Source organism: Paraburkholderia dinghuensis (genome assembly GCF_003837865.1).
Lineage (GTDB): Bacteria > Pseudomonadota > Gammaproteobacteria > Burkholderiales > Burkholderiaceae > Paraburkholderia > Paraburkholderia dinghuensis.
The window spans coordinates 257,518-270,657 of record NZ_RQIS01000006.1; the positions used below are offsets into that span (position 1 = coordinate 257,518).

6 protein-coding genes and 2 pseudogenes are annotated in these 13,140 nt (G+C 64.5%); 1 reads left to right on the forward strand and 7 read right to left on the reverse strand.

Features of this window, described 5'->3' with window-relative positions:
- Positions 1-66 precede the first annotated feature (66 nt).
- Genes D1Y85_RS10585 through D1Y85_RS10595 form a run of 3 tightly spaced genes read right to left on the reverse strand, consistent with a single transcriptional unit; the run spans position 67 to position 7,306 of the window.
- Positions 67-621 (reverse strand): penicillin-binding protein activator LpoB, encoded by a 555-nt coding sequence (locus D1Y85_RS10585; RefSeq protein WP_124150995.1) that lies wholly within the window; start codon positions 619-621, stop codon positions 67-69.
- Positions 622-672: 51 nt separating this feature from the next.
- Positions 673-4,518 carry a tetratricopeptide repeat protein gene (locus D1Y85_RS10590; RefSeq protein WP_124150996.1) on the reverse strand — a complete coding sequence of 1,282 codons (3,846 nt, stop codon included), beginning with the start codon at positions 4,516-4,518 and terminating at the stop codon, positions 673-675.
- Positions 4,493-7,306 (reverse strand): bifunctional glycoside hydrolase/polysaccharide deacetylase family protein, encoded by a 2,814-nt coding sequence (locus D1Y85_RS10595; RefSeq protein ID WP_246024861.1) that lies wholly within the window; start codon positions 7,304-7,306, stop codon positions 4,493-4,495. The genes D1Y85_RS10590 and D1Y85_RS10595 overlap by 26 nt, the downstream gene beginning before the upstream one ends.
- 384 nt (positions 7,307-7,690) lie before the next feature.
- Between D1Y85_RS10595 and D1Y85_RS10600 the strand changes: the two are divergent.
- Positions 7,691-7,999, forward strand: a pseudogene (locus D1Y85_RS10600) (glutamine amidotransferase-related protein); the annotation flags it as partial.
- 1,041 nt (positions 8,000-9,040) lie between these two features.
- Here D1Y85_RS10600 and D1Y85_RS28075 read toward each other — a convergent pair.
- The 4 genes and pseudogenes from D1Y85_RS28075 to D1Y85_RS10615 all read right to left on the reverse strand — a co-directional run.
- A pseudogene (locus tag D1Y85_RS28075) lies at positions 9,041-9,145 on the reverse strand (T6SS effector phospholipase Tle3 domain-containing protein); the annotation flags it as partial.
- A 22-nt stretch (positions 9,146-9,167) separates the two neighbouring features.
- Positions 9,168-9,431, reverse strand: a complete 264-nt coding sequence (locus tag D1Y85_RS10605) for a PAAR domain-containing protein (RefSeq protein ID WP_124150998.1) — start codon at positions 9,429-9,431, stop codon at positions 9,168-9,170.
- 10 nt (positions 9,432-9,441) lie between these two features.
- Positions 9,442-10,926 carry a virulence factor gene (locus D1Y85_RS10610; protein ID WP_185218950.1) on the reverse strand — a complete coding sequence of 495 codons (1,485 nt, stop codon included), beginning with the start codon at positions 10,924-10,926 and terminating at the stop codon, positions 9,442-9,444.
- Positions 10,923-13,136: a T6SS effector phospholipase Tle3 domain-containing protein gene (locus D1Y85_RS10615; protein ID WP_124150999.1), complete on the reverse strand. Its 2,214-nt coding sequence runs from the start codon at positions 13,134-13,136 to the stop codon at positions 10,923-10,925. The genes D1Y85_RS10610 and D1Y85_RS10615 overlap by 4 nt, the downstream gene beginning before the upstream one ends.
- Positions 13,137-13,140 lie beyond the last annotated feature (4 nt).

Below are 13,140 nucleotides of genomic sequence, written 5' to 3' on the forward strand. Positions count from 1 at the left end.
CGTCCACACCTGGCCGGTAATTCGCGCACCCGTATACCGCGGCGCTCTGCGCTCATGGTCGCCACCTCACCGCGCGAGCGGCCCGAGCAGGTCGCGTTCGAGCTTCTGTCCGACGCCTGACACCGATTCGCGGCTCCATCCCGTCCGGCTGCCGCTAGTGCTCCAGACCACCTTGCCACTCTCCACGTCGACGACATTGAACGTAAGCCCGACGGCCGGCTCGCCGTCCACGCCCACCTTGTAGCGCCATTCGTTGACCGCGCCGGTCAGCACGTAGTGCGCGTGCTGCTGGCGCGCCCAGTCGAGCCCTGACTGCTGCTGATCCGGCTTCGCCGGATCGAACAGCGTTTCGTCGTCGGCCGACGACGGATAGCGCGTCACGTTCGTGTAGCCGTATGACACCATCAGGCTGTGCGCGATCGACGCGGCGCGCTGGCCGGCCTGCGGCGTTTCGGTGTTGTTCGCGAGCGGCAGCACGACCCAGTTGTCTTCTTTCGTGAAGGCCGCCTTGCCGCCGCGGTCCGCCACCGAACAGCCGCCGAGCACACCGGCGGCGATCAACAGCGCCCCGGCCACGGATGCGGCGCGCATCCTCGTACGGCAACAGGTTAGATCAGTCATTTTTTCTCTCCGTGCTGGCAAGTCCTGGTGATTGCTGGCAATTCGCATTCGCTAGTAGAACCATTGATACCGGATACCCACTTCCTTGACCGATGTGGCACTGGTCGCCGACACACCCTCGTACGATCCGTAAACGACCGCCTGGTCGCCGCCGAACACGCTGCCGGCCGCGCCGACCAAAACCTGCCCCGACCATCCCGTGCGCGAGTCGCGCAGCGGCCCCGCTGAAAAAAATGGCCGCCAGCCCTTCGAGTAGTGGTGCGGGTCCTGCAGGTCTTCGCCGAACGAAAACAACAGTCCGGCCTGCGTGAAAGTCTGCGGCATGAACGCCGCCGCATTGAAGGGCACGCTGGGCGGCACAAGTGGACGCAACGCGTCGCCCGGCGTGCCGTTCGCGTTGTACTGGCCGTGCGCAAACACGACGCGAACCGTGTAGTCGGGATAATCGAACTTGATCTTGTAGCCGCCCTCCAGCTCGACGAGATGACCATCACCGAGCGACGACCGATCCTGTCCATGAAAGCGCGCGTACTCGTAGCGCCCGCCGGCAAACCAGTACGAGTTGTAGTGGTAGTTAAAGCCGAGCGACGCAATGTCCTTCGTGCCGCCTACCTGCAGCTGCGTGGTTTCGGTCGCGGCCTGGTTGTAGCCGAGCGCCCAGTTGAGCGTGAGCGCCGACGACCACGTGTACTCGCCTTCGACACGTGCAGTCACGAAATCCTCGAACGACTGGCGGCCGCCGAGCGTGATCCGCTCTTCGTCGTACTGGCCCTGATGGCGATAGATTCCCTCGAACAGCCGGTCTTGCTTCGGCACGTTCGGCATTTCGAAAGCATCGGCCCACTGGTCGCGCTGCATGTAACGCAGTTGCAGCGACTGCGAGGACGTGAGACGCAGGCTGCCCGTCACCGATTCCTCGGTGAAACGCAGCGGCCCCTGATCCACGTAGCGCAACGCCGCACCGACCGCCTGCGCACTTCGCATCAACTGCTCGCCCAGCTGGCTTTGCATCACCTCATCGTCGGGAAGACGTGTCAGCGAATCGAACGCGTCGCTTTGCGCGTAGGTGTAGCGGCCGGTCAGCGCTTCGGCATCGACCTTGTTTTGCCGCGGCACCTGGTCGGGCACCGAGTCGAGCAGACGTTCGAGCGTATTCACATCGCCCTCCTCGATCGCCAGTTGCGCCTCGGCATACACCGGTCGCGCGCTCTGCACGAGATACTGCCGCGTGAGCCACGCGCGCTCCATGTCGCTTTCGCCCAGATCCTGCGCCCACGAAATGGCCGCTTCGCGCGCAATCGACGAATACAGCATGCGCTCGTGACGCAACGCCTGTTGCTTCGCAGGCGGCAGCTTGCTGAATTCGCTCAGATCGCCGAGTTCGGACGCGGCCTCGGTCGGGGAAGCCGTATCGGTGATGTGCTTGCGGTCCGCGCGCAGCAGCTCGATCAGCAGCGCGCGCGAGCGGTCGCCCGTCGAAAACTGCTGCGCGAGCGACACCCGATGGCTGGCGCGCTCTTCCCGGTCGGTCCCGGACGAGTCTTCGTCTGACGCCGTCGGCTGCAGTGCCTCGCGATGCCTGGCCATCTCGATCCACACGTTACGGCGCACGCGCCACGCGTCGTCGGTGCGGCCGTTCAGTTCGAGCGCATCGGCCCACGTGAGCCGCCACAGCGGGTCCTTGATCGACGTCGGCGCCTGCTTGTGCAGGTAGTAAAGCACATGCCGGCCGTCGCCCAGACGCTGGTACGCCGCAGCATACGCACCCCACAGCGACGGATTGCCGTCCGCCTCCGACGCATACTTGCGCAGCGCGCGGCGCAGTTCGGCCGAGGTGCCGCGATCGTTGAGATCCCAGATGTACGCGGCCGCCGCTTCGATATTGTCCGGTTCGAGCGTCACCGCGCGACGCACGTCGCTGGCCGCCCCCGGCATGTCGCCCATCTGGCGGCGGTACTCGGCACGCGCGAGCAGGAACGCCGCCGATTTTTCAGCCGCCGCGCGCTGCTCCGGCGTCAGCGCATCGAGCATCGCCGCAATCCGCCCCCATGCGTAAGCGCGCTGGTAGTAGTACATCGCCTGCTGCAGCATCCGCGCGTCGCCGCCTTGCCGGTAAGCCAGCTCCGCAATGCGTCCGGCGTCGATCGGCGAGTTGTCGAAGAAGCTGATCATCGCGTCGTAGTCCCCGGCGGCGAGATTGCCCGAATCCATCAGCGCCCGGTAAGCCGCCCTCGCGGCGTCGCGTTGCTGGACGATCATCGCGAGCTGCGCATTGAAGCGCCAGAAGTCGCCGTCGTCTTTCGCCGCGCCGCGCTGCGCTTCCTGCATCGCCGCCAGCGCAGCTTCGAACTGGGTGCGTGTGTACAGGATCAGTGCGATTTTCCGGCCATAGGCTGCATTCGGGCCGTAGTCCTGTTCGAGCGTGCGCCACGTGCGCAAAGCGAGATCGTCGTCGCCCTTGCGCTCGGCGAGCACCGCATAGCGATTGAGCAGCGGCTCGCGCATCGCCCCTCGCGCACGGCTCATCAGGAAGCGCAGGCCGCCGTCCGGGTCGGCGAGACGCTCATACGCGGCAACGACCTGATCCACGAGCTTGAGATCGGTCGGCGAACGCTCCGATTGATGCAGCATCGCCGCGAGCGTCGCGGCGTCGTCGTCGAGGCCGGGCGCGAGGCGTGCGACCTGCTTCCATGCGTCCTCGTCGCCCGTAGACTGCGCGAGCGCGAGCCAGTTGTTCAGCGCAACCTCCGGGTCCTGATTCCACTCCGCGACTTGCGCGAGGCGCTTGCGCCAGAGGTTGGACTGCGGGTCCTTGTCGAGCGCGCGCTTCGCGACGCGCTCGGCGTTGGCCACGTCGCCATTCGCGAGGAACACGCTGTAGGCCAGGTCTTCGTCGGCGGTGTTGGGCGGAGCCGTTGCGGCAACGCCCGGCGCCGCCGACGCCGCGACCCGCAACAGACTCCCGGCTTGCCCCGTCCAGAACGACGCAAGCATGACGCGCGGCGCTTCGATGTCGTTGTCCTCGCGACGACGGCGGCGCAACGACATTTTCAGAAGGCGCTTGACGTAGATCTCGGCCACATCGGGACGACCCGCCGCCATCGCGAGGCGCGTGAGATAGCGCAACGTGTCGGGGTCGTCGGCGAGATCGCCGACATGGCGATTCGCAGCGTCGAGCGCCTGCGGCAGCAGGTTTCCCGACTGCAGCGCACGCAGACCGGCAAGAAACAGCGCCCTGCGCTCGCCGAGCGTCGGCGCATCGGCTTGCGCTGCAAACCACGCGTCGGCCGCCTCCTGATAGCGGCCGTTCCCGAGCTGCACTTCGGCGTCGGCCACGCGCCACGCTTTCGCATTCGCCGGATCGGCCGCGACGAGCTGCTTATAGAACTGCGCGGCGAGCGCCCCGTCGTTCAAAGCGCGCGCCTGACCAGCCAGCGTCGCCAGTTGCTCGTTACTCCACTTGAAGTCTGCGGCGCGGCGCAATAGCGAATCGAACGCGGCGATGCGCGCCGGGCGCTTCGGATCGTCCGGTACCAGTTCGTAGAGCTGGCGCTCCGCCACCGACAGCCGGATCGCCAGCGCCATCTGCGGCGCGCCCGGTGCCTTCGAGCGTGAAAGCCTCTCGAGCGTGCGCTGTGCGTCCGCGATGCGCGAGCCTTTCAGATACTGATTGGTCAGTTCGGCGAGGACCTCTTCGTTGTCGGGATCGGCGCGCAGCCATGCTTCGAGATACGCGATCGTGAGGCTGCCGGCATCGTTCCCGCCGAGCAGCCGCGCTTCGAGCTTTTCGCGCGGAAACGCGAGCACGAGCATCAGCGTGACCAGCGCACCGAATACGGCGACCACGGTCGGCGAAAAGAGCCGTTGACGTTCAGGATCCGCAGGTGACGTCGACATGCAGACTATCCTTGGCGGAAAGGGCATGCTGCGTCACGCGGCATGCCCCCACGTTGGCCAGCCAGAACTGCGGCGCGACACGCGCACGCAGGTCGAACGCAAATCCGTTGCCGGTACGGGAGAAATGCTCGATGCGGCCGTTCGCTTGCGCAACATACGGGACGTGGGGCGCAGCGCTCGCATCCAGCACCGCGAAGCGTGCTTCGCTGCCCGCCAGATGCACATACGTGCCGCCAGGCCCCGGCAGATAGCCGACGACGCCGCTGGCGGTCGTCATGTCGGGCACCTTGCCCGCCGGCAGGCGCACCGTGCGCAGTTGCCCGCCGTTGCGGACCACCCAGAAGCGACCGTCGCGCGTCACGCTGGTGTCGAGCCAGTCGAGCACGTTGCGCGAATAGTCGGAGACGAACACCGGCGTCACCGGCTGCGCGAGCACCGCGTGCAGTACTTCTCTGAGCGCCTTCATCGACGCGTATTTGGTGCCGCTGAACATGTGGTAGTACACGTCGATCGGCTTGAAGCGGATCGGCTTGTCGGTCATCTCGAACGTTTCGAGCACGCGCCTGAAACCGTAGAACGGCCCGCGCCACAAGTCCGTATACAGCTCTTCGTTCTGGTTCGGCGCAAACACCTGATAGTAGCGGCCCTTGCGCACGCCGATCGGTGCGATCGCAGTCCAGCTCGGATTCGACTTCGTGATCAGCGTGTCGCCGCCGTTCAGGTTCATCACGCCGGCTTCATACGCCGCTTTCAGCACCGGTTCGGGCACCTGACAATCGCCGCTCCACAACACGACGCGCACTGATTTGCCCGGCGGCGCGACCTGCGTGTCGATAAACTTGATCGAGCCGGCAATTTCTCGGTCGATGCTGAACTGGTAGCCGGGAATCGGGATCGACAGGCCATGATAGTTGGCCACCCCTCCGCCTTCGGTGGTGGCTTCCTTGCTGGGCGCATCTCCGAGCCCGGTCACCCACATCCATTGCAGCGGGTGGGTGAACGTGTGAGTGGCAACTTCGACGTTCTGCAGTCCGAATATATTTTTTCCTATCGCGCGCAGATGCGGCGCAAACGCACGGTAAGGTCCTTCGTCGCTGACTTCGCCTTCGATCAGCGACACCGTCGTCGGGACGCCGATATCGCGCAACATGCGGTACAGCGGATCGCCCGAATACTCCGGCGACTGCGGCGTAGCATTGCCCCCACTGTCGCGGAACTCCACGCGCGACGCGAAACCGTCGCCGTCGATGTGCGACATCAGGAGGCGCCGGCCGTTTTCGGTGGTGGTGTCTGGCACGGGCGCATCGGTCGGCAGCCGCAGCGCGGCGCGCAGAAACGCCATCGGCTGCACGACCCAGCGCGCCTGATCCACATTGGAAAGCTCAAACACCGCAAACGGGCGCATCACATAGCCGCCCCATGGCGTGAGCGCCGCCGCGTCGATCGTGAAGCTGCCAGAATGAAGACGCAACAGCGAGCGGCTGCCTGGCCCTACGCGCACGCCGACGTAGTTACCCGGGTCCGGGCGCGGCACCATTTCGAAGCCCATCAGTTGCGGATCGGACGACTCGACCGCGAGCGTGCCATTCGCCGGCTTGCCCGCCACCGTCTGCAGCCCCAGTTTCTGCGCGAACTGCCCGTCCATCTCGGTGCCGAACGACGTGAAGATCGCGACGTGCATGCCCGACTCGATCTGCCGCGCGAGCCACGCCCGATACTCGCCCACGCGCGGCACCTGGTCGTTCAGCCAGATGACGATGCCCGCGTAGCGATCGCGCAACTCGCCCTGCGGCAGCGGCTGGCGCACGTCGTGGTAATCGATCGTGTAGCCGAGGTAATTGAGCGGTGTCGCCACATAGCGCACGCCGTCCGTCGTGTTCAGGTCGGTGCGGGGCTGCGGGTCCTGAACCACGAGAATGCGGCGCAATTGCGGCTCAATGGCGCCGATGCCCATGGTCTGCAGTTGGCCGTCGGTCACGAACGGAACGATGCCGAGCGCGCGGATCTTCGCGGCCGTCTCGAGCGCGCAAGCGCGATCCGCCGGTGCGCAGTAATCGATCGACACGACCGGCAGACCATATTGCTCGCGGATCGTGCGCACCTGACCGAGCAGCCAGTCGCGATCGGCGTCTTTCACCTCGACGTAGCGATAGGCGCTGGCGTCCCAGCCGCGAAACAGCGACTCGAACGCGACCGCATACGCGAGATCGTGCACCTGCGGCAGGATCTCGAAGCCGCGGTTGAAGATCAGCTTCGCGTCCGGATGGCGCGCCTTGATCGCGCGGATGACGGCGACGAGCCCGGCCTGCTGCTGCGCGCGCTGGGCGTCGGTTTTGGCTGCGAGCTGGTACGAGTCGAGGGTGTCGAGAAAGAAGCCGCGATAGCCTCTGTCCCAGAGCGGGTCGATGACGTGCTCGACGAAGAACGCCGGCCAGCCCGGCTGGCTCTGATCGACCACGCGCGACGCCCATGCCTCGTTGTGGCCGACGAGCCAGGATTTCGGCAACGCCGCATAGTACGAACGCGACGGCAGCACTTCGCCAACGCTCGCGTAGGCAAACCACGTGGTGTGCGGCAACGCGTGCGCGAGCGGATTGAAGCCGCTCTCCGGTTCGATGACTGCGGCGTCGTAGGCGGAAAGCAGTTCGACGGGCGGATCGTTGCCGTAATAAAACGCGAACGACGGCTGCGGCTGCGGCTGAGACTGCGGCACCGGTTCGGCGCCAGTCGCGGACGCCAGGGACACGAGCAGCACAAGCAACACGACGAGGACGACACGCGGCGTCATCCGGAGTGCCGACCCGAAAACCCGTTGCGCATAACACCCGGCCATCGTCGAGTCTCCTCGCGGTGCACTCGCGTTGCACAAGCGGTTTCCTTCCGACTGCGTGGCCAGCTGCATCGTCGGCTTCCTCGCTGTTCCGCCACTGGCAGGTCCGGCCGCATGCGCGCCGGCTCACGCGTGCCGTGTTGCCGGCAACGCCCCGGCAAAGGGCCGCCCGCGTCGAACTCGGGAAATCTGCGTTACGGCTGCTGCATCAGGCTGGAGGTGTAGGCAGCATTGCGCTGCGTGCTCCAGGTGTCCGATCTGATGCAAATTTTGAGATTGGTTTTGATCGTATCACGTCTGAAAATTCGGCCCTGACATGCTGTGCATCCGGTGTAACGTCACATCGTCCAGTACTTCGGCGAACTCGGCGAAGACGTCCATTCGTACCGCAATGACGAAATCACGATCGACGAGATCGCAAAACTGAACCCCGAGCGCATCTGCCTCTCAGCCGGCCCGAGCAATCCGCAGCACGCGGGCATCACACTCGACGTGCTGCGCAAATTGTCCGGCCACATTCCGATTCTCGGCGTGTGCCTCGGCCGCCAGGCGATCGGTGAGGCGTTTGGCGGACGCGTCGTGCGCGCCAAGGCCATCATGCATGGCAAGGTGAGCCAAATCGAAACCGACTGCAAAGGCGTGTTCGCGGACCGGGGTCAGCAGGAAGTTGCCATCCCGTTCGTCGTGGATCTTTGTCGGCATGTGTGCGTCAGGATCAGTCTGGAGCCATTGAACCAGCGATTGATCGCTCATCAAGCCCTTCTGGAAGTATTCAGCGAACCGTTTGCTCGGATCGTCCTTCGGCAGGCCCTTTCCAAACCGCCAGTCGGCCGCTTGGCGCAGCCTCGCGAGATCCTCAACCGCGATATCGCACAGCCCGATCGCCACGTCGTACGCAAGCGCCTTTTCGGCGTGCTCCGCATTGGTCATGATCGTCGAATGGTTCGTCGCGGCAGTATCCACGCCTTGCGACAGGATCTTCGTCACTTGCTGATCGTGCCACTGCGTGTAATCCGCGCTCGCCTGCGTCGGATCATCCTCGCCGACGACCCGGCCTTGTTCGTCGATCCAGCCGGGTTGGTTCTCGCGCCGCGCCTGCATCCGCAGCGTGGCATGGTCCTCGTAGCGTTGCGACGCTTCGCTTTGCTCCGTACCCAGGCCCTTGCCGCCATAGCTGTCGTAGGGATCGTCCGGATTCGATGGGGTGCCATCCGTGCCCTTGCCGGCGTCGCGCGCGTCCGCCGGCGGATCGTAGCCCTCATTGAAGTCGCTCTGGTCGTCTCCATCCGGGACGGACGACACCTTGCCATAGCGGATCGCTTGCGGCGCGAACGCCATGGGAAGCGCCGGCGCGTTGATCAGGATTTTCCAGTCCTTGTCCGGGCTGGCATTAACAGGCATGCTTAAGACCAGATTGAACAGCAGGAACGACGGCACAGCAGTGGCAACCGTCATGACCTGCGCGAGCGGATTCCCCCGGCCCGACTCCATCGCGCGTCGGAGCGAGAAACGGGCAAGCGATGAGGGTGGAAACCAGAAGCCCTCCTTCCTGTTCCGATCGTGCCGCCAGTCGTTGCCCCAGTAGTCGTAGTACTTGCCCGTCTCACCTACCTTATTGCCCGAAGCAAACACCCGCTGCGTGAATACGCCATCGGCGTTCGTGTCGCTGCGCTCCTGGTCGTTCATGCCGCGCCAGCCCATCCCCTGCACAGTCGTCACCGAGACGACCTGATCGTGCGGGCAGCAGTACAGCGTCACGTGGCCGTACGTCTTGTTGTTCAGGCCATGCGCCCGCAGTAAAGGTCAGCACGCCGAACCGTCACGGTCGGCCGGAAGTGGATACGCTCGAAATCAGCGTCGCGCCACACGAAGTCTTGTGGCCGTCGAACGCCGCGGGCGCGCCGTCGATGATGACCTCCGGGTCGCCCTCAGCGATCACGCAGTTCTGGTGCCCCCGCATGGGACAGATGCACCGGTCGCCCTTCCGGGCGACGGCGCGATCCATGACCTTGCTGGTCCCGCTTCCCGTCTCGACCCGGCCGCCGTGGCTCGTCGCATCGCCCACCCGGATGATTCCGCGCATACGCCGTCCCTCACTGGGTATAGCCCTGGGTCCGGTACGCAACACCGCGCAGCCGTCCCCACCACGGCAGGTAGGCATTGTTCTCGCCGCGCGCGCGGAACCAGTCCCGGTCGGGGTCGATCGGAACGAGCGTCGCGGGCGGCACGACGACCACCGCACTCAGGTGCTTCGGATCTGTGGTGCCCGCAACGAGGGTATTGCCACCCAGGTGATTGGCGCGGCCAATCGCCAGCACCACATCGGTCAGTGCCGTGCCCGCACCCATCTCGCCGAGCAGCGCTGGCGTGTTGAAGGTCTGCTTCTGGAATTCGAACTCCGGCAGCGTTTCCGTCAGCGTGCGGCCGAGCGCGGCAATCCGGTCGGAGGCTGCGTCGCTGCCGCGTCCGGCATCGTGGATCACGTAGCTGATGTCGGTGGCCGGTACGTTCGCGTTGTGTGCAGCAGCCTCGATTGCGCTTTTCCACGCCTGCGTGGCGCGTGTCGTGCCGGCCTTCGCCTCGAAGTCTTCGACGTTCGCGGTAGCGGCCCGGCCGATCCAGGCCAGCGGGTCGCGCCCGGTGTCCATCTGGGGTCCCGCAAGGATCAGCAGCACCATGTTTTCGTTCATCTGCTCATCGTTCGGCGGGAAGCCCGGCGCGTCCCAGTTCATCACCCACACGCTTTCCTTCGGGTGCGACTGCAGATAGTCGAGCGCCGCGTTGAGCGACGTGAAGCCGGCATTCGGGCCGCCCGGTGTCACGTGTACGTCCGGCGGGGTGTTGTGACTCCATAGATCCGGTGCTGACTTGTTGCCGATTTCGAACGCCAGGATCATCCGGTCACGCAAAAAATCACGGGCCTTCACCGGATCGAGCCGGCCAGCGGGGATCGCGTACTCGACATGAATGCCGGCAAGCTCGCGCCATTTGCGCCTGTCCGACGGCGCGACCGTGTAGAAGTAGCTCGGGTTCATTACGTAACGGTCGGCAAACAGCGGCAGCAACTCGTCAACGTATTTCTTGTGGAACCCCTCGAACGTTTCCTTTCCAAAGACTCCATTCGCAATCCCCGCTACCGGCTGTAACGACGTATATTTCTTCGGATTGGTCCGCACCATGTCGTCGTGGAGGTTCGGCTTCACGAGCCCCAGCGTCCACAGCGTCTGCCATTCCGTCGGATAGTCGCGCCGTTGCAGCGGATTGAGCCATTCGAGTCCGACGACCTGGGCGACGAACGGCTTGCCGCCGTCATCCGCAGGGGCTGCTGGCCTGGCGCTTTCCCCTGGCGTGGCGGCCGAGGCGCTGGACATGGCGAACGCGCTTCCCAGCACGAACACCGCGAAGGCAAGCAGGGCCGGTAGTAGCACCAGTCGTTTCATCACATCTCCCGTCGTCATCATCGGGGGCGTCGCCCCGGTTCCATTCGCCATTGTCACCAGCATCAACGCTGCGGCCAGCACCATCACACCGATCGCCAGTCCAAGCCGGCGCGGCCAGGTCGAGAGCAGCCTCTTCACAGCAGGACCCTCCCCGGCGTCAGCAGGGCACTCCCCGGGGCCAGCAGGAAATTGCCATCCCGTTCGTCCTGGATCTTTTCCGGCATGCTGGCGTCAGGATCCGATTTAATCCAGTCCTGCAAGAAAGCTTCGTTGCGTTTCCCGAATACAAAGTAGTCAGCGAACTGCTTGTTTGGATCGTCATCCGCCAGGCCCTTGCCAAACCGCCAGTCGGCTGCCCAGCGCAGTTGGACAAGATCCTCAGCCGCGATATCGCACAGCCCGATCGCCACGTCATACGCCAGCGCCATTTCGGCATGCTCATCATTGGTCATGATCGTCGAATGGTTCGTCGCGCTGGTATCCACCCCTTGTGACAAAAGATTCGTCACCTGCTGGTTGTGCCACTGCTTGTAATCCTCGCTCGCCTGCGCCGGATCGTCCTCGCCGACGACCTTGCCTTGCTCGTCGATCCAGCCGGGTTGGTTCTCGCGCCGCGCCAGCATCCGCAGCGTGGCGTGGTCCTCGTAGCGTTGCGACGCCTCGCTTTGCTCCGTACCCAGCCCCTTGCCTGGATAGCTGTCGTAGGGATCGTCCGGATCCGATGGGGTGCCGTCCTTGCCCTTGCTGGCATTGCGCGCGTCCGCCGGCGGATCGTAGCCCTCATTGAAGTCGCTGTGGTCGTCTCCATCCGAGACGGACGACACCTTGCCATAGCGCATCGCTTTCGGCGCGAACGCCACGGGAAGCGCCGGCGCGTTGATCAGGATTTCCCAGTCCTTGTCCGGGCTGGCATTAACAGGCATGCTTAAGACCAGATTGAACAGCAAGAACAACGGCACAGCAGTGGCAACCGTCATGACCTGCGCGACCGGATGCCCGCGGTCCGACTCCATCGCGCGTCGGAGCGAGAAACGGGCAAGCGGCGAGGGCGGAAACCAGAAGCCCTCTTTCTTGTTCAGATCGTTCCGCCAGTCCTTGCCCCAGTAGTGGTACTTGCCCGTCTGACCGACGTCATAGCCCGAAGCAAACACCCGCTGCGTGAATACGCCATCGGCGTTCGTGTCGCTGCGCTCCTGGTCGCTCATACCGCGCCAGCCGATGCCCTGCACAGTCGTCACCGAGACGACCTGATCGTGCGGGCAGCAGTACAGCGTCACGCGACCGTACGTCTTGTTGTTCAGGCCATGCGCCGCGCGATCGTCGGCAGCGTTGTACGACTTCCCGCCGCTGGCCGAGCTGCGCGTATTGGCCATCTCAGGGTCCAGCAAGGACGCCTCGGGCTCCAGCGAGGCCCGCTCCCGCAGGATGTCGAAATACGCCTTGAGCGTGCCGGCGCGCGCGACATAGCTTTGACGCCCCCGGTTGCCCTGCTTGTCCTTGACGCCACGCTGCGCCCATGTATCCATGAAGTTGCTGGGGACGAGGCTATACGGCGGGTTGCAGAGCACATACGTGTCCGCCACGCAGCGGCCGCTTTTCCCCGTTGAATCGGTCACGGGTTCGAGGCGGTCGCCCAGGAACGCGGCTGCGATCCCGACCATATTGCCCTGACTGTGACAAACCACGGTAATCGCGGTATCGGCCTGCTTCGTCCGGATCGTCTCGATCAGCTTTGCGAGCCGCAGAGCGCCCAGCACCATATAGGCGCGCGGTGGACACGAATACACCGTGCGCGAGTCCACCGCATTCAGGTGCTGAATAGTGAGCCACAGGAACAGGCGATCGTTCACCCCCTCATGCCACAGATCGGGCAGGCTCGAGGTGCCGTTGGCAAACGGACCGCCACCCCAGTAGTTCTGCTCGTTGAGGAAGATGTTGGTGCCGTACTCCTTCAGTTCGTCCTTGTTGGCCTTGTAGCCCCAGCGGAAGTGAATCACAGGCGAGAACGACGGATCCGGCTTGATATAGGTTTTGGACCACATATCCGGATTGATATAGCCGTCGGGCGTGAGGCTGTCGATATAGCTGACCGGCGTAAGCTGGCCAGCCGCGGGGCCGGTATAGGTCAACTGATCGTCGTTGCGACCAAGTCGCGCGTTCAAGCCGCGGCACAGGCCCTTTTCAGCGGCTTCGAACCACTCCCCTTCGGAGTTGACGCCATGCACGAAAATCACGATGCCCGGCAATGGCATCTGCTTGATGCAAATGAGCTCCTTGTCGGGATCGAACAAGGTTGAGCCTTGCGCGCTGCCCACCAGCACGCGGGACGGATCTGAGGAAGCGGTCATGCGT

Excerpts from the sequence above, each read along its gene's own strand:
- D1Y85_RS10585 (WP_124150995.1), bottom strand. The coding sequence starts at position 621 with ATGACTGATCTAACCTGTTGCCGTACGAGGATGCGCGCCGCATCCGTG.
- D1Y85_RS10590 (WP_124150996.1), bottom strand. The coding sequence starts at position 4,518 with ATGTCGACGTCACCTGCGGATCCTGAACGTCAACGGCTCTTTTCGCCG.
- D1Y85_RS10595 (WP_246024861.1), bottom strand. The coding sequence starts at position 7,306 with ATGACGCCGCGTGTCGTCCTCGTCGTGTTGCTTGTGCTGCTCGTGTCC.
- D1Y85_RS10605 (WP_124150998.1), bottom strand. The coding sequence starts at position 9,431 with ATGCGCGGAATCATCCGGGTGGGCGATGCGACGAGCCACGGCGGCCGG.
- D1Y85_RS10615 (WP_124150999.1), bottom strand. The coding sequence starts at position 13,136 with ATGACCGCTTCCTCAGATCCGTCCCGCGTGCTGGTGGGCAGCGCGCAA.